This window comes from Methylibium sp. T29 (assembly GCF_000576205.1).
In the GTDB taxonomy this organism is placed as follows: Bacteria; Pseudomonadota; Gammaproteobacteria; order Burkholderiales; family Burkholderiaceae_C; genus Methylibium; species Methylibium petroleiphilum.
In genome coordinates this window covers 29,197-43,565 of the sequence record NZ_AZND01000004.1, presented here as the reverse complement: position 1 = coordinate 43,565, position 14,369 = coordinate 29,197, and the positions used below count along the sequence as shown (strand labels likewise).

Here is a 14,369-nt window from a genome sequence, read left to right as displayed (position 1 = left end):
GCCACGGGAGGTTGCGGAGATGGTCGCGCGCCGACTACGCAGTTCGTTCAGTGCCTCGACGTTGACAAGCTTCGCCAAATGCCGGCCTGCGACGCGCTCGCGCTGCTGGCCACCCACGTCAAGGCTGACCCGACGTTTCTGCCGGTCAAGGACGACCAGAGCCAGCGCTGGCACCTGTGCACTCGCCGCGGCGATTTCGAGATCGTGACCACGGGTCCCAAGTGGTACGACACGCGTGCGAGGCATGGCGGAGGCGGCGCCATCGACTTGGCGATTCACCTCCTGGATGTGACCTTCGTGGAAGCCGTCAAGCTTCTGAATCGCAAGGGCGCGCCCCATGGTGCAGATCATCCGCAAGGCCTCGCTGCCGACCCCCGATGAGGTGACCGAGCGAACGCGCACCGCTGCCGAGCGGGCGACCGATGTCGCCGTGCGCGAACCTCGCCCCGCCGGATTTCCGCTTCTGTTCACTAGGCACTGGCAGTTGATCGAACCGGCAGTCGCCTTCCTGCATGAACACTCGGTCCAACGCGCCCATACCGACGACACTCTGAGGACCTACGCCGAGATCCTCTACGACTGGTTCGAGACGCTAGAGCAGAACGACATCCCGTGGGAGAGCGCCAACGCCGTCGACCTCGTGGCCTATCGGAACCGCATGATGGCGCAGCCGAGCCCCCACACCGGCCGCCCGTACCGGACGACGACCATCAATCATCGCGTTCGTGGCGTACTCCGGTTCTACGAGTGGGCAGTTCGGACGCAATGGTTAAACGCCTCGCCGCTGGCGGACAAGACGCGCGACTTCCGGCTCGCACGGCATCACCGGCCTACGCGGGCCAGTCACGCTCCGACCCATGAACGCAGCCTCTTCGTCCTTCGGCAGTACGAGGAGCTGCCGCGGCCGTTGATCTCCGAGCAGGCGCGCGAACTCCTCGCGGAGCTCGCACCGCCCTACGACCTGATGGCCCGCTGGCAGCTGTATACGGGCCTACGCATCAGCGAACTGCTGCGCCTCGGCGTCAGCGACATAGGCCACCGCCCTGCGTCAGCCACGCTGCATCACGCGATCGAGGTCGTTCGCAAGGGCCGCAAGGCCGGCCACGTGATCGCGCCGGCCAGCCTGCTCGACGAGACCGACGGCTACGTCAGCGGCCATCGCTTCGCCTGGCTGGCACGCGCCCGACGCAAGGGGCGGATCGCCGAGCACAATGCCCTGTTCGTCAACGCCCGCGGTGCACCCGCGGGCAAGAACGCCTATCAACGAGCCGTGAGCCAGGCGGGTGTGGCCTGCGGATTCAAGGCCACCACGCACCTGCTGCGAGCCACCTTCGCTTGCATGCTGCTCGCGAGACTCGAACACCTGGCCGGCCGAGGTGCCAAGATCAACCCGTTGATCGTGGTGAAGGTGCTGCTCGGCCACGAGCACATCGAGACGACCGACCGCTACCTTCGCGCCGTCGCTGTCGATCCGTGCGTCCTCAAGGACGTGCTTGAGACGCTGCTGTCAGAGGAAGGGCCGTCATGAAGTCGCCGCGCCAGAGCATCCGTCGGGCGCTGTCGCAAGAGCCCGTGGCAGCGTCGGTGCGCGACGCGCAGCCCGCTCGCTTTGACGCTCCTCGCCTGGTTCGCCGGACGGTCATCGACTTCTCGTCGCTGTCCCTGCCGGAGGACGTGCGGCTTGCGCTGGCGCAGGCGTTCTGGTGCCATTGCGGAGCTCGGTCGCCGCGCGGCATCAAGTCATGCTGGGAATCGGTGCTCATCTTCAACCGCTTCGCGGCCGAGTCTGGAGCCGTCAGGTCGCTCGCGGACCTGGACCGATGCATGCTCGTGCGCTACATCGAATGGCTCAACGCGCAACGACGCGCGGACGGCACGCCCTGGGCCGTCTCCACGCGTGCCAACACCTACGGTGCCTTGCGCCAGCTGCTGCGCTGGCTCGAACGCTGCCGTCCCGATTTGGTCGACCGCATTGACCATCCCTTCGCGCCCTTCCCCGGGCGGGTCGCGACACGCCCCCACGCGCGACGCTGACAGCACGCGAGCTTCGCGCCATCCTGCGTGCCTGCGAAGCGGACATCGCTGCCATGCGGGAGATGCGGGCATCGGCCGCTGCGCAGCGCGCCGTCGACGGCGGCAAGGCCGGCTCCTTGGGTTGGCTTCTGGCCGAGGTCGATCGTCGCTTCGGCGGCATCATGCCCAGCAGGCTCGACTTGGAACAGCACGGCAACCATCAATTGCAGATCGCCGTGCGTCGCTGGGGCGGCGCCAAGCAGATCGAGCCGTACCTGTACCCGCGTGCCGTCTCGCTGCTGCCATACTACTTGGCCATCCTGACCCACGCGGCCGGCAACCCCGAGCCCATCGCCGAACTCGGGCGCGACTGCCTGCAGGACGTTCCCCTACTGGAGAACCGCCAGGCGCTGGTGTGGTTCAAGGCCCGCGCCGGGCGCCAGCAGCGGCGGACCTTCGGACGCGACGCGGCGTTCGAGCCGCCGGCACTGGTGAGGGACATCCTCGCCTGGAACGAGCGGCTGCGGCCGCTGGCGCCGCCGGCGCAGCGCGACCGCCTCTTCATCTTCAAGGGGCTGCGCACCGTGAACGCGATGTCGACCATCACCGTCCATCACCTGCTCGCCCAATTCTGCGACCGCCACCGCCTGGCGGCGTTCGCGTTGGCGAGCATCCGGCCGAGCGTCCTGTGCAGCTTCTACCGCGCCAGCGGCGATCTGCTTCGAACGCGGGCGGTGGCCAACCACGCCAACATCGCGACGACCGTTCGCTACGTCGAGGCGCCGGTCGTGCGAAGGCACAACCACGTGCGCATCGCCGCATTGCAGGCTGCCTTTCTCGAGCACCTCACTCCTTCGCCGACCGCACCGCCTCCGCAGGCAGCCGCGGCGGCGGCGAGCGTGCTACCGCCGGGCGAGCTGGTGTCGATGTTCGGCTTCGACTGCAAGGATCCGCTGGCCGGCGCCGCGCCGGGCACCCGCGGTGGCGAGCTCTGTACCAACTTCATGGGTTGCTTCACCTGCCCGAACGCCGTGATCACGCCGGAACCGCTGACCATGGCCCGGCTGCTCCAGGCACATGACCACCTTCGCGCCGCGGCGGCGACGCTGCATCCGGCGCGCTGGCAGGCCTTCTACGCGCCTCAGCTGCGCATCCTCGAGGAAGACATCCTGCCGCGCTTCGCCGCACGCGAGATCGCTTCGGCCGAGTCGCTGCTGCCGCAGCTCCCGCCGCTGCCCGAGCTGCGATGAGGGCGCTGCCATGTCTGCTTTGCAGCACCAAGCCAGCGAACGTCCCGTCGACCCTGCGGCCGAACACGCCGACGATCGAACATGGTTCCTTCTTGAATCGAAGTGGGAAGACGACGTCTGGGTACTGGCGCCGGCGAACGCGTTGGAAGAACGGCATCCTGTGCGCCTGCGCTGGGACTTCGAGCTGCAGGACGGCCAGCGGTTCACCGACGAGCGCTACGCCGTGCTGCGAGAGACCAGCCGACAACTGATCGCACTCATCCGAGCACACTCGATGTTCACCGGACTACCGCTGCGACCGAGCACGGTGGCGCAGTACTTCTTCACCTTGCGCTGCCTGCTGCAGTGGATGGACGGCGAGGCTTCAGCCGCTTCGCCCAACTTGACCCGCCGGCATTACTGCAGTTTCAGCAGTGGCTGCGCACCCGCCCCCTGGCCGGTCACCCTTCACCGCGCGCGCCGGGAACCGTGCTGCGCCACCTGTACCTGTTTGCGTACTTTCATCGCTTTGGCGGCGAACTCGACGACAGCCTGTCCTTCGACCCCTTCGCTGGACAAGATCAGCGCCGGGCCGCCGGCTATCACGAGGGGATGCGACACCCCTGGCCCTACACGCCGGACACCGTCGCGGTGAAGCTCGTACAGTCGGCCATCGACATCGTCACGCGCGACGCACCCGTCGTCCTGCGCGCCTGGCAGACGTATCGGCAGGCGGCGGCCGGCGGTCGCGGTGCGGGCCATGCGCACACCGGACGCGCGACACGTGCGCTTCAAAGTGCCAGTGCCGGCTTCGCCGATGCGCAATCCCCGGTGCGATCTGTCCGCGAACTCGTTCTGCGCACCGACTTGCTCTACGCCTCGTGCTTTGCCGTCATCTCCTACCTGGTTGGCCCGCGCGTCAGTGAGATCCTGCATCTGAAGGCCGGCTGCGTGCAGCGTCGCTGCGCCGACGGCGCAGGCGAGCCCGTCACCGTGATTGTCGGAGCGATCTTCAAGCGCCAATCGGGCTACCACGGGCGCGCGCATGAATGGGTCGCGCCTCCTGCCGCGGTTCAGGCGGTGGCCGTGCTCGAAGCGTTGTCTGCCGGGCACCGCGCCGTCGCCGGACGCGACGAGCTGTGGCTGCGTCGCTGGCACGGCAACGGCGCGACCGAGTGGCACGAGGTGCGCCCCGAACTGCTCGAGATCCCTTCGATCGCACGGATCAACATCCAACTGCAGCGCTTTGCCGCCTGGCTGGGCCTCGCACACGAGGATCGGCCATGGAGGCTCTCTACGCACCAGGGCCGCAAGACCTTCGCCAGGTTCGCGGCGCTGCGCGACAGGACCTGCCTGTTCGCGTTGGCGCAGCAGCTCGGTCATCGCGAGCGGGCCGAGACCGACCATGGCTACGCCGGCTCCGACTATCGGCTCAACCAGGAGATCGACGCCGAGATCCTGCAGCAGTCGATCAACGCCTGGGAACACATGCTGGCGGCACCCGGCCTGGGCGGCCGCGCCGGCGAGGAGATCGTGGCCAATCGCCCGCGCTTTCGGGGCAAGCGCATGAAGGAAGACCTCGCAAGCTACGCGCGCCTGCTGGTGGACGCGGGACTCGTGCTCGGCATCTGCGACTGGGGCTTCTGCGTCTATCGTGAGGAGCACAGCGCCTGCCTCGGCAACGCGGCCGGCCCGAACCCCGCTCGCCGCGAGCCGTCGACCTGCGCGCGCTGCAAGAACTTCGCGGTGTCGCAGCGGCATCGACCTATTGGGTCGAGCAAGTCCACCGCTGCGAGCGGTTGCTGGACGAGCCCGCCCTGCCGCGGCAGACCCTGCGTCTCGTCCGCACACGACTCGATGAGGCAAGGTCGCTGATCCGCACGATCGACAGCGATGCGAAGGAGCGATCATGACCAAGCAGGCGCGCGGCGCCACCAAGACCGCATCGGCCCAGCGCCTGCGCGAGGCGCTGACGACGATGGTTCGACAGCGAGGCGACAGCGCATCGCCGCCGGCACTGACCGCCACCGCCCTGTGCGATCTGGCCGGCATCTCGCGCAACGCGCTGTACCGCTACCACCCCGATGTCGTGCAGGCGTTGCACGCGGCCCAGCAGAAGCACCTTCGGCACCCCGACAACGCCGGGCGCGCTGCACGCCTGCGCCGCGACAATGCCGCCTTGCGCGAGCAGCTCACCAAGCTCGCGGCACTGGTCGACCACTACTTCGCAGCCTGGCAGGAGACGCGGCTCCAGCTCGAACGGCGGGACCGGGAGTTGGCCGAAGTGCGCCGCGCCCACAAGCCCCAAGTGGTTTCGCTGCAGCGCTGAACCTCCGCCGCAGTCGCGCTCCCCGGGAGGAGCTGCGGCCGGGGGTTGACTTTGACACAGGGGCAAGCTCTACGCTGCCAGCACTCGGGGTGGTGGTGCCCCGCTTGGAGGTCCGCAATGAACAGCGACCTTGGATCCGGCCGTCGCCTCGCGCGAGGGCTTTTGCGGCTCTACAGTCTGGCCGTCGCGAGTGAGCACCGCGGCGTTGCGGATCACCTGCTGTGCGCCCTGGAGCAGCTCGCGAAGAGCAAGCCTGCGTGCGAGCACATCCTCGATCAGGCATACCTGTGGGGAATCGGTCTCCATGCCCCGGCCGATCCGCACAGGCCACGAGCCGAGCCGCAATGATCGTCGCCGGCGCTGCCGGCTTGGGGCCGCGGCCGCTACGGCGCGGACACGGACCCTTGCGCTTTCATCCTTGCGCCTTCAGCGCGTCGAGGTCGATCACGGCATCGGCCATCGCCGTCAGCTCCGGCGTCTGCGAGACGAAGAACTCGCGCTCGTAGCCGCCCAGGCGCAGCACTTCGCGCTTCATCGCCATGAACATGCGCTTGCGCTGGGAGTCCAGCGCGCCGTCCGCCTCGTCGGTGAACAGCGTCGTGTAGCGGCGGCCGGTGTTTCGCGCCAGGTACAACGCGATCGCGCGGGTCAGGCATGACTCCACGAACGTGCGCTCGCCCCCGCTCATCAGGCTGACGCTCTTGCTTTCGCCGGTGTCGCCGTCGTGCACGACGATGTCGAAGCCCTCCTTCTGATCGCCCTTGGCGGTCTCCAGCAAGGTGTGGATCGACACCGTGAAGCGCGGTCCGTAGCAGGCCAGCAGCAGGTCGTTCGCCAACGCCGAGAGCGCGGGCCCCGCATCGTCGATCGCCAGTGCGATCAGGCCGTCGTTGCTCATGCAGCGCGCGAAGAGGTTCCAGTTACCCAGCTCGTCCTCGACGCGGGCGCTGCGCGCGCGAACGCGCTCGCAGCGCTCGGCCAGAGCGGCCACTTGTTTGGACACCTCTTCGATCGTCTGCGCTTCGCGTACCGCCGTCAGCATCGATTGCTCGGCGGCGCTCAAGGCTTCCCGAGCCGCACCCAGCGCTTGAGAGGCCTGCGTCACCTGTCGCTCGTCGAAGGCGGACGGCAGCGACGCGAGCGCGTGATCCAGGCGCGCCAGCGCTGCCGTGGCCAGCCTCGCCTGTTGTTCCAGTTGCTCCTCGACCGCCTGGCGTGCCGCGGCGATCTGCTGGCGCTCGGCGCGCTCGTCGGCGGTTTCGCCAGCCGCATCGGCGGCCACCCCGGGCCCCAGCGCCTGCAACTCCTGTTCGATCTCGACCAATGTCATCTGTGCCTGTGCGCACGCCGGCGCCTTCGAGCACATCACGGCCAGGCGACTCACCCGCTCGCGCGCGACGGCTTCGCGACGTTCGGCCCGTGCCAGATTCTGCGGTGCGCCGGCAAGCGCTTCGCAGCGCTGACGCGCGGCGAGGAGTTCCTGCCGCGCCTCGGCCTTCTCGCCGGCCAGCCGGGCCAGCTGGGCCTGGGCGTTCGGGATCAGCGCCAGCGCCTCGCGCGCGTCACCCAGCAGCTTGCAACGGCCCTGCAGATCCGTGCCGACGCAGGGCACCTCGCCGGTCAAGCCGAACCGGCGCGCGAGTTCCTCGGCTTTCAGCGCGGCCCGTCCCGCCTCTTGCTCGATGCCTGCCACGCGCTGTTCGGCAAGCCGCACCGCCCCTCGGCAGCGCGTCAGCTCGTGGGTCTGCTCGCGACAGGCTTCGGTCAGCGCGCTGCGCAGCGCCTGCACGCGCTGCGCCAGCGGCAGGCGCCTCTCCGCACGCTGTACCTCGCCGGCCTCGGCAAGCACTGCCTGGCAACGCTGGCGGGACAGGGTCAGGGCCTGACGCCGCGAGCGTTCCTGCTGCAGCCGTCCGGCGATCCGCTGGTCAAGCCGCTCCAGCCGTTGCCGCTCGGCTTGATCCCGGGACTGCAGAGCACGGCGAGCCTGCGCGGTTGTGTCGAGGGTGGACTGGCGTTCGGCCGCGAGCTGTGCGCGGCGAGCCTCGGTCGCCCGCGCCTGCTCTCGCTCGACCGCCACGCGCGCATGCCACGCCTGCGCTGCCTCCAATGCGGCGTGTGCCGCCGTCTTGGCACGCTCGGCCGCCGACACGCGCTCGCCCGCTCCGTCAAGCTGCCGGCGTGTCGCCTCCAGGCGCACCCCCTCAGCGTCGAGCCCGATCAGCTCCTGGCGGATGGTCGCCAGCCCCGCCTTCAACAGGCGCACCGTTTCCGCGGCCTTCTGACCCAGGGCCTGGATCTCTTCCTGCCCGAGCAGGTCGGCCAGCAGCGACTTGATCTCGGCGTTGCGATAGGTGCTGAGCTGGCGCTTGCCCTGCGCCGCGAACACGGAGGTGAAGAACGTCTCGGCGCTCCCGCAGATGGCCTCGACGCAGCGGGTATAGGTCTCGACCCGGCCGTCGGACACCATGCCGTCGTCGAGCCGCACCGGCTGCCAGCCACCGGCGTCGTCGAGCGTGTGCAGATAGGCCTCGGTGCGGCGGCGACCACAGAGGCGGATGACGATCTGCGATCGGTAGCAGCGGCCCTCATGCGCCCAGGTCAGGTCCTTCACGCTTTCGGGCAGGTACACATGATCGTAGTAGGAGAAGCCGCCCGCCCCCGCCAGCCCGGCTCGGCTCGGCAGTCCGATGTAGGGCACGAGGCAATCCATGATCGTCGACTTGCCGCTACCGTTCGCCCCGACGATGGCGATCAGTTGCGCGTCCTGGGTCAGACGCTCGAGGTCCAGCGTGATCTCCTCGCGGCCCAGGCCGTCACGAATGCCGCGGAATCCCTTGAGCGTGAGTGCGAGAGGTTGCATGGAGAGCCCCGAGGAAGCAGATGCCTCAGGCTCTCACGGGCAGTCTCCACATCAAGGCCACCGCGGCGACGAACAGCCTTCCGTTCAGCCACCCACACAACGATCACCCCTTGCGGCCGAACATCCGCATCGCGCCGGCCGCGGACGCAACGAACAGGCCGGTCAGTGCCACGGCCGCAAGTCCCCAGTGTTCGCCGAGGACCGCGCCGGCAGAGGTGCCGGAGAACACCGCGATCCAGATCGGCAAGTGGCAAGGGCAGCTCACAACGGCCAGCGCTGCGAGCAGGTAGGCGCCGAGGCGCTGACGCGCCGTCTGGTGACTCGAAGTCAACTGACTCGCCATGGGGTCGTTTCGGCCTGCAGCCACGCAGCGGACCGCGCTTCGTCACCCGACTTTTCGAACGCCGCGAGGGTTTGCTCGTAGGCGGCATCCATCAACGCATCGGCGTGTCCGAAGTCGAGCAGCCCGACCTCGATGTCCAGGCGGGGTTCGACCACCCGCACGGCCACGCCCTGTCGCCGGTGGTGCTGCAGGTCGCAGCCGTACTTCGTCTCCAGTGCGATCCAGAAGCTGCGCAGCAGGATCCCCAGCGGTGAGCGCAGCGGCCGTCGTGCAGCCGGGCAACAGGTGCACAGGATCATCAGCATCTCCCGCGCGCCGCGCGCCACGCTCCAGCGCCGACGCGAACGGTACGTTGCTGGCCACCGCACCATCAACCAACTGCCGCCCGTCGATGGTCACTGGCGGGAACACACCCGGCAGGCTCATGCTCGCGACGACGGGCTCGAGCAAGTCTCCGGCGCCGTGCCAGTACACCGGTGTGCCGGTCAGCAGATCCGTGGTTGTCACCACCAGCGGAGTCTTCAGGTCTTCGAAGACCAGCACCGGCAAGGTCTTGCGCAGCAGTCGCCGCAGAGGGTCGAGGCTCAGCGGCCCGCCGCCACGCCAGAGCGCCTGCCAATATGCCATCCGACGACATCGGCGCGGCCCACGCGCTGCCACCACCGAGCCAGTTCATCCGGCGGCATGCCGGCGGCGATGCATGCCCCGTTCAGGCACCCACCGAACTGCCGACGACGATCTCGAACGAGAGGCCCAGTTCCGTTATCGCCCGATAGAAGCCAACCTCCATCGCGCCGCGGGCCCCGCCACCGCAGAGAACCAGCGCCCTGCGAGGTGGCTGGAGCCCGGGCGGTTTCATCCTGGGTCGCGTCGCGCGGACGCGTCACAGGGCGGCCTTCGCAGCCACCTGGCCACAGGTGCTCGAGAGCACTCCCGCCAGGCTCATCAAAGCGGCCTGCCGCTCGTCGATGACAGCTGCCAGCGTGCGACGAGCCAGTGCCACGGCGCCACGGTCGCCGCAATCGAGTGCCCGGATCAGGCTGCCGATCTCGGCGATGCGCAGGCCTGCGCCAGTGGCGGCGACGATCAGCCGCAGTCGCGCCACGCAATCATCGTTAAATCGGTGGTGTCCCGTGGCGGTTCTGGCGCAGGGTTTGACCAGCCCGCACGCCACGTAGGTGCGCAACTGGTGCACCGTGGCGCCCGCCCGGGCGGCCGCCTGCGCGACGGAGTAGTCGGCACTCATGCAGGCGCTTCAGCCGGCACAGCACGAGAGCTGCTTGACGTCCCTGGTGAAGGTCTGCGCGCACAGCTTGAGCCCTTCCACCATCGTCAGGTACGGGAACAGCTGATCGGCCAGGTCGTGCACCGTCATGCGCGCCCGCAGCGCGAGCGCGGCGCTCTGGATCAACTCGCCGGCCTCGGGCGCGACGGCCTGCACGCCCAGCAACCGCCCGCTGCCGGCCTCGGCCACCAGCTTGATGAAGCCCCGGGTGTCGAAGTTCGCGAGCGCGCGCGGCACGTTCTCCAGGCTCAGCGTGCGGCTGTCGGTCTCGATGCCCTTCGCATGCGCTTCGGTTTCTGTCATTCCCACGGTGGCCACCTGCGGATCCGTGAAGACCACCGCCGGCATCGCACTCAGGTCGAGCGCAGCGTCGCCGCCCATCATGTTGAGCGCGGCGCGCGTGCCGGCCGCAGCGGCCACATAGACGAACTGCGGCTGGTCGGTGCAGTCGCCGGCGGCGTAGATGTTCGCAGCACTGGTGCGCATCGCCGCGTCGATGACGATGGCGCCCTGCGCGTCGACGGCCACGCCCGCCGCATCGAGCGCGAGGCCATGCGTGTTGGGCGTGCGGCCGGTGGCGACGAGCACCCGGTCGGATCGCAGTTCGCCGCGATCGGTTGCGAGCACGAATTCGCCATCGGCGTGGCGAACCTGGCTGGCCTGGGTGTGCTCGAGCACCTCGATGCCCTCGGCACGAAATGCCGCCGTGACGGCGTCGCCGATCGCGGCGTCCTCGCGAAAGAACAGCGTATGGCGCGCCAGCACCGTCACCTTGCTGCCCAGCCGCGCAAAGGCCTGCGCGAGCTCCAGCGCCACCACCGACGAGCCGACAAACGCAAGACGGGGCGGGATGGCGTCGCTGGCCAGTGCTTCGGTGGACGTCCAGAACGGCGTGTCCTTCAGGCCGGCGATCGGCGGGATCGAAGGGTGCGCGCCGGTGGCGATCAGGCAGCGGTCGAACGCCAGTTCGCGTTCGCCGCCATCGCTAAGTTTCACGACGAGACGGCGGCCGTCCTTGAAGCGCGCCTCGCCGCGCAACACGGTGATCGCCGGCGTGCTTTCCAGAATGCCCTCGTACTTCGCGCGCCGCAGTTCGTCGACGCGGGCCTGCTGCTGCGCGAGCAGCCGGCTGCGGTCGATCGCGGGCGTACTCGCGGCGATGCCGGCGTCGAAGGGACTCTCGCGCCGCATGTGGGCCACGTGTGCCGCGCGGATCATAATCTTCGATGGCACGCAGCCAACGTTGACGCAGGTGCCGCCGATCGTGCCGCGCTCGATGAGGGTCACGCGAGCACCGCGCTCAGCCGCCTTCAGCGCCGCCGCCATCGCGGCACCGCCGCTGCCGATGACGGCGATGTGTATCGCTTCGCCGCCGCCGAGCGCCTTTTGGCCCCCGCCGAGCCAACTGCGCGCCTTGTCGAGCAGGCCGTTGCGCGGCTGCTGGGACGCAGAGTCGGGAACCCGGGCTCGATAGCCGGCCGCGGCCACGGCCGACATGAGGGCCGCCACGGGTGTTTCTGGGGCAAGCGTGAGCTTCGCCGTTCCCTTGGGATAAGAAACCTGCGCGGAGCGCACGCCGGGGACCTTCTCCAGGGCTTGACGGACATGCGTCGCACACGAGTCGCAGGTCATGCCGCTGATCACGAGTTCGGTCATAAGGTCGCTTTCAACAGAAGCTGGTGCAAAGGCTTCAGGCGTGTTTGGCCGGAATTTCGCAGCCGGCTGGACCGCAACGCCGATTCGCCGGCGAGACGAAGTCCCAGATCGAAACGCCGACCATCGCCGCGAGGCCGACGTAGAGAAGCTTCTCGGCCACCGTGAAGCTGGCGATCAGCACGATGACAGGTCCGATCATGCCGAGCACGGTGCGGTGCCACTGGCGATGGCTGAACCAGCCAGCGCGTTCGCCAGCAGCGCCAGCCCCGCGAACAGCGGCAGCAGCACGGTGACGAACAAGGCCTCGAACTGGCTCAGGAAGCCGAGCCCGAGCGCGGCGCCGAGGCTGGCCAGGGCCGGGAAGCAGGCGCCACAGCCCATTGCCGAGACGATGCTGCCCAGCGAGCCAGCCTTGTCGGAAATGCGCGTCACGACGTTCATGGCGCGTTCCCTCTTTCGCTGCAACGGTTCAGCGCTTGACGGTGGATGGGTAGCCCGCGTTCTCGGTCGCCTGGGTCAACTTCTGCACGGTGGCCTTGGCATCGTCGAAGGTCACGACGGCCTGGCGCTTCTCGTAGCTCACGTCGACCTTGTTCACGCCCTCGACCTTCGAGATCGCCTTCTTCACGGTGATCGGACAGGCCGCGCAGGTCATGCCGGGCACGTCGAGCGTGACGGTTTGAGGTGCCGCCTGCGCAGCGGCGACGCCGATCGCGAGCATGGTGGTCAGGAACAGCTGCTTCATGGAGAACTCCTGGTCAGTAGAACAGCGGAAGGACATAGGGGAAGGCGAGCGCGATCAGCACCAGCGCGCCGACGATCCAGAAGATGGCCTTGTAGGTGGACCGGACTTGCGGGATGGCGCAGACCTCGCCGGGCTTGCAGGCCTGTGCCGGCCGATAGATGCGTCGCCAAGCGAAGAACATCGCAACGAGCGCGGCGCCGATGAAGATCGGGCGATAGGGCTCCAGCACCGTCAGATTGCCGATCCAGGCGCCGCTGAAGCCCAAGGCCACTAGCACCAGCGGGCCTAGGCAGCAGGTGGATGCCAGGATCGCGGCAAGTCCTCCGGCGAAGAGGGCACCGCGCCCTTCTTGTGTTTCGGTCATTCGCTTTTCCTCGGCCAGTCTGGAGACGATGGCGTAAGCTTATTTCCGTACTCATGTACGGAGTCAAGCGGAATGGAACGAGAACAGAACGGCCTGACCATCGGGGCCGTCGCCAAGGCGGCCGGGGTCAACGTGGAGACGGTTCGCTTCTACCAGCGCCGGGCCCTGCTGCCCGAGCCCGACCGGCCCTATGGCAGCATCCGGCGCTATGAGGCCGAGGACGTCGCCCGCGTGAAGTTCGTGAAGGCCGCACAGCGCTTGGGCTTCAGCCTCGACGAAGTGGCAGGCCTGCTGCAGTTGGACGACGGCACGCATTGCGATGAAGCGCGCCAACTTGCCGAGGTCAAGCTGGCGGACGTGCGCAAGAAACTGAAGGATCTGCGGCGCATCGAGTCAGCACTGGCCTCCCTCGTGCGCGACTGCTGCACAAGCCGTGGCACCGTGTCGTGTCCGTTGATTGCCACCTTGCAGAAGCAATGAATAGCTCGGTAACTTCGGTAACTTGATCTCTTGTTGACACCGCGAACTCAACATAAGGGGTGCATGTTATCCATCACCGTGGTCTTGCCGCGGCCGTTGGCACCGGCGATGGCGATCAGCTGAGCCCCGTCGGCGAGACGCTCGAAGTCCAGCGTCAGCGTGTCGCGGCCCAGGCCGTCGCGGATGCCGCGGAAGCCTTTGAGGGTGAGGGTCAGTGGTTGCATGGCGTGTACCTTGGAAAGCTGGTCGAGAAAGTCTCTCGCAGGTACGTGCCAGGTCAAGGCGATCGATCAGCTGGTCGTCGAACGCCTAGACAGAGCTCGCTCGAGCAGCTTCCGGAAATCGTCCAGGTCGCGAGGGCGCCGGTCCTCCTCTCGGAACTCCATGCGGCCATCTGTTGTGTCGGGCAGGTTCGCCCGAACCTGAGCGGCCGCCAATGGGCTCAACCCATCGATGACCGCGACGGGATGAGCTCCGTCGTAGTCGGCACAGAAGACGTAAAACCCAGTTTCGCGGTGCGTCTGCAGCAAGCCCTTGTAAGTCGGAACTGCTGCGGACCACACGCTGTTGCCGTCGTAGCCAAGGCGATGAACCCACAGCGAGGTGCTCTTGTCCATTGGGTCACCTGTTCGCGTGAAGCGCCATTGCCCGTCCTGAACGATCAATATCTCCTGTGAACGCTCATCGAGCATCCGGACCTTGACATCCACCGGCAACCCGATACCAAAGAGCGCCGCGATATCCTCGGACCGGCGTGTCGTGAGGCCGCCCACTCGTTCAACTGCGGCGCTCGCGGGACTCTGCGCCCGGATCACCGGATAGGCAGCGATCTGCCGAGCGTCGATGCGCGCGGCCGTTGAACCCTGCAAGTGCTCGCTGAGCGTATACGTCGGCATGTAATCGAGCGCGGTGAAGCTGTACTTGCTTTCGAGAGCGACGCCGGCCCAGTCTGCGATCCATGCACGCGGCGCACTTGCCAGCAAGTCAGCGACGTCATCAATCGCGTCGGCGTGGAAAGCGCATGCCACGTCGTCCTTGCACAGGTACCAGGGTTACAAGAGG

18 protein-coding genes and 1 pseudogene are annotated in these 14,369 nt (G+C 67.9%); 9 read left to right on the top strand and 10 right to left on the bottom strand.

What is annotated here, in order from left to right; genetic code table 11:
• The first annotated feature begins 78 nt into the window (after window positions 1-78).
• The 8 genes from x551_RS01475 (at window position 79) to x551_RS01445 (ending at window position 5,919) form a co-directional block, all read left to right on the top strand.
• The gene (locus x551_RS01475; RefSeq protein WP_051495476.1) at window positions 79-381 is read left to right on the top strand and encodes a hypothetical protein; all 303 of its coding nucleotides are present in this window, start codon (window positions 79-81) and stop codon (window positions 379-381) included.
• Window positions 338-1,528, top strand: a complete 1,191-nt coding sequence (locus x551_RS01470; RefSeq protein ID WP_036229053.1) for a tyrosine-type recombinase/integrase — start codon at window positions 338-340, stop codon at window positions 1,526-1,528. Before x551_RS01475 ends, x551_RS01470 begins: the two co-directional genes overlap by 44 nt.
• The gene (locus x551_RS01465; RefSeq protein WP_036247353.1) at window positions 1,525-2,034 is read left to right on the top strand and encodes a hypothetical protein; all 510 of its coding nucleotides are present in this window, start codon (window positions 1,525-1,527) and stop codon (window positions 2,032-2,034) included. Before x551_RS01470 ends, x551_RS01465 begins: the two co-directional genes overlap by 4 nt.
• A gap of 53 nt (window positions 2,035-2,087) precedes the next feature.
• Entirely contained in the window at window positions 2,088-3,263 is a 1,176-nt protein-coding gene (locus x551_RS01460; RefSeq protein WP_036247352.1) for a hypothetical protein, read from the top strand.
• A 10-nt stretch (window positions 3,264-3,273) separates the two neighbouring features.
• Window positions 3,274-3,897 (top strand): hypothetical protein, encoded by a 624-nt coding sequence (locus x551_RS24915; protein ID WP_152543362.1) that lies wholly within the window; start codon window positions 3,274-3,276, stop codon window positions 3,895-3,897.
• On the top strand, window positions 3,855-5,117 hold the full coding sequence (locus x551_RS01455) for an integrase (RefSeq protein WP_152543361.1): 1,263 nt from the start codon (window positions 3,855-3,857) through the stop codon (window positions 5,115-5,117). The genes x551_RS24915 and x551_RS01455 overlap by 43 nt, the downstream gene beginning before the upstream one ends.
• Window positions 5,118-5,151: 34 nt before the next feature.
• The gene (locus x551_RS01450; RefSeq protein WP_036229050.1) at window positions 5,152-5,571 is read left to right on the top strand and encodes a hypothetical protein; all 420 of its coding nucleotides are present in this window, start codon (window positions 5,152-5,154) and stop codon (window positions 5,569-5,571) included.
• A gap of 117 nt (window positions 5,572-5,688) precedes the next feature.
• The gene (locus x551_RS01445) at window positions 5,689-5,919 is read left to right on the top strand and encodes a hypothetical protein (protein ID WP_036229047.1); all 231 of its coding nucleotides are present in this window, start codon (window positions 5,689-5,691) and stop codon (window positions 5,917-5,919) included.
• Window positions 5,920-5,983: 64 nt separating this feature from the next.
• On the opposite strand, the gene x551_RS01440 is transcribed toward x551_RS01445, so the two are convergent.
• The 8 genes and pseudogenes from x551_RS01440 to merT all read right to left on the bottom strand — a co-directional run bounded on the left by x551_RS01440 (window position 5,984) and on the right by merT (window position 12,827).
• Complete coding sequence (locus x551_RS01440) at window positions 5,984-8,434, bottom strand: AAA family ATPase (RefSeq protein ID WP_036247351.1); 2,451 nt, start codon at window positions 8,432-8,434, stop codon at window positions 5,984-5,986.
• Window positions 8,435-8,537: 103 nt separating this feature from the next.
• Window positions 8,538-8,765: a broad-spectrum mercury transporter MerE gene (gene merE / locus x551_RS01435; protein WP_231497454.1), complete on the bottom strand. Its 228-nt coding sequence runs from the start codon at window positions 8,763-8,765 to the stop codon at window positions 8,538-8,540.
• On the bottom strand, window positions 8,762-9,103 hold the full coding sequence (locus x551_RS26750) for a hypothetical protein (protein WP_231497453.1): 342 nt from the start codon (window positions 9,101-9,103) through the stop codon (window positions 8,762-8,764). The genes merE and x551_RS26750 overlap by 4 nt, the downstream gene beginning before the upstream one ends.
• A 557-nt stretch (window positions 9,104-9,660) precedes the next feature.
• Window positions 9,661-10,023: a MerR family transcriptional regulator gene (locus tag x551_RS23945; protein ID WP_081771164.1), complete on the bottom strand. Its 363-nt coding sequence runs from the start codon at window positions 10,021-10,023 to the stop codon at window positions 9,661-9,663.
• A 9-nt stretch (window positions 10,024-10,032) separates the two neighbouring features.
• Window positions 10,033-11,718 (bottom strand): mercury(II) reductase, encoded by a 1,686-nt coding sequence (merA, locus tag x551_RS01420; protein ID WP_036229037.1) that lies wholly within the window; start codon window positions 11,716-11,718, stop codon window positions 10,033-10,035.
• A gap of 34 nt (window positions 11,719-11,752) precedes the next feature.
• Window positions 11,753-12,099, bottom strand: a pseudogene (locus tag x551_RS01415) (MerC family mercury resistance protein).
• 88 nt (window positions 12,100-12,187) lie between these two features.
• Window positions 12,188-12,463: a mercury resistance system periplasmic binding protein MerP gene (gene merP / locus x551_RS01410; protein WP_036229032.1), complete on the bottom strand. Its 276-nt coding sequence runs from the start codon at window positions 12,461-12,463 to the stop codon at window positions 12,188-12,190.
• Window positions 12,464-12,476: 13 nt separating this feature from the next.
• Window positions 12,477-12,827 carry a mercuric ion transporter MerT gene (gene merT / locus x551_RS01405; protein ID WP_036229030.1) on the bottom strand — a complete coding sequence of 117 codons (351 nt, stop codon included), beginning with the start codon at window positions 12,825-12,827 and terminating at the stop codon, window positions 12,477-12,479.
• A gap of 72 nt (window positions 12,828-12,899) precedes the next feature.
• Between merT and merR the strand changes: the two genes are divergently transcribed.
• Complete coding sequence (merR, locus tag x551_RS01400; protein WP_036229027.1) at window positions 12,900-13,307, top strand: Hg(II)-responsive transcriptional regulator; 408 nt, start codon at window positions 12,900-12,902, stop codon at window positions 13,305-13,307.
• Window positions 13,308-13,354: 47 nt separating this feature from the next.
• Here merR and x551_RS24910 read toward each other — a convergent pair whose 3' ends face one another.
• Window positions 13,355-13,531, bottom strand: a complete 177-nt coding sequence (locus x551_RS24910; protein ID WP_152543359.1) for an AAA family ATPase — start codon at window positions 13,529-13,531, stop codon at window positions 13,355-13,357.
• Between the two features lie 66 nt (window positions 13,532-13,597).
• Window positions 13,598-14,335 carry a hypothetical protein gene (locus tag x551_RS01395; protein ID WP_036229025.1) on the bottom strand — a complete coding sequence of 246 codons (738 nt, stop codon included), beginning with the start codon at window positions 14,333-14,335 and terminating at the stop codon, window positions 13,598-13,600.
• Window positions 14,336-14,369: the final 34 nt, after the last annotated feature.

Excerpts from the sequence above, each read along its gene's own strand:
- x551_RS01475 (WP_051495476.1), top strand. The coding sequence starts at position 79 with ATGCCGGCCTGCGACGCGCTCGCGCTGCTGGCCACCCACGTCAAGGCT.
- x551_RS01470 (WP_036229053.1), top strand. The coding sequence starts at position 338 with ATGGTGCAGATCATCCGCAAGGCCTCGCTGCCGACCCCCGATGAGGTG.
- x551_RS01465 (WP_036247353.1), top strand. The coding sequence starts at position 1,525 with ATGAAGTCGCCGCGCCAGAGCATCCGTCGGGCGCTGTCGCAAGAGCCC.
- x551_RS01460 (WP_036247352.1), top strand. The coding sequence starts at position 2,088 with ATGCGGGAGATGCGGGCATCGGCCGCTGCGCAGCGCGCCGTCGACGGC.
- x551_RS24915 (WP_152543362.1), top strand. The coding sequence starts at position 3,274 with ATGTCTGCTTTGCAGCACCAAGCCAGCGAACGTCCCGTCGACCCTGCG.
- x551_RS01455 (WP_152543361.1), top strand. The coding sequence starts at position 3,855 with ATGCGACACCCCTGGCCCTACACGCCGGACACCGTCGCGGTGAAGCTC.
- x551_RS01450 (WP_036229050.1), top strand. The coding sequence starts at position 5,152 with ATGACCAAGCAGGCGCGCGGCGCCACCAAGACCGCATCGGCCCAGCGC.
- x551_RS01445 (WP_036229047.1), top strand. The coding sequence starts at position 5,689 with ATGAACAGCGACCTTGGATCCGGCCGTCGCCTCGCGCGAGGGCTTTTG.
- x551_RS01440 (WP_036247351.1), bottom strand. The coding sequence starts at position 8,434 with ATGCAACCTCTCGCACTCACGCTCAAGGGATTCCGCGGCATTCGTGAC.
- x551_RS23945 (WP_081771164.1), bottom strand. The coding sequence starts at position 10,023 with ATGAGTGCCGACTACTCCGTCGCGCAGGCGGCCGCCCGGGCGGGCGCC.
- merA (WP_036229037.1), bottom strand. The coding sequence starts at position 11,718 with ATGACCGAACTCGTGATCAGCGGCATGACCTGCGACTCGTGTGCGACG.
- merP (WP_036229032.1), bottom strand. The coding sequence starts at position 12,463 with ATGAAGCAGCTGTTCCTGACCACCATGCTCGCGATCGGCGTCGCCGCT.
- merT (WP_036229030.1), bottom strand. The coding sequence starts at position 12,827 with ATGACCGAAACACAAGAAGGGCGCGGTGCCCTCTTCGCCGGAGGACTT.
- merR (WP_036229027.1), top strand. The coding sequence starts at position 12,900 with ATGGAACGAGAACAGAACGGCCTGACCATCGGGGCCGTCGCCAAGGCG.
- x551_RS24910 (WP_152543359.1), bottom strand. The coding sequence starts at position 13,531 with ATGCAACCACTGACCCTCACCCTCAAAGGCTTCCGCGGCATCCGCGAC.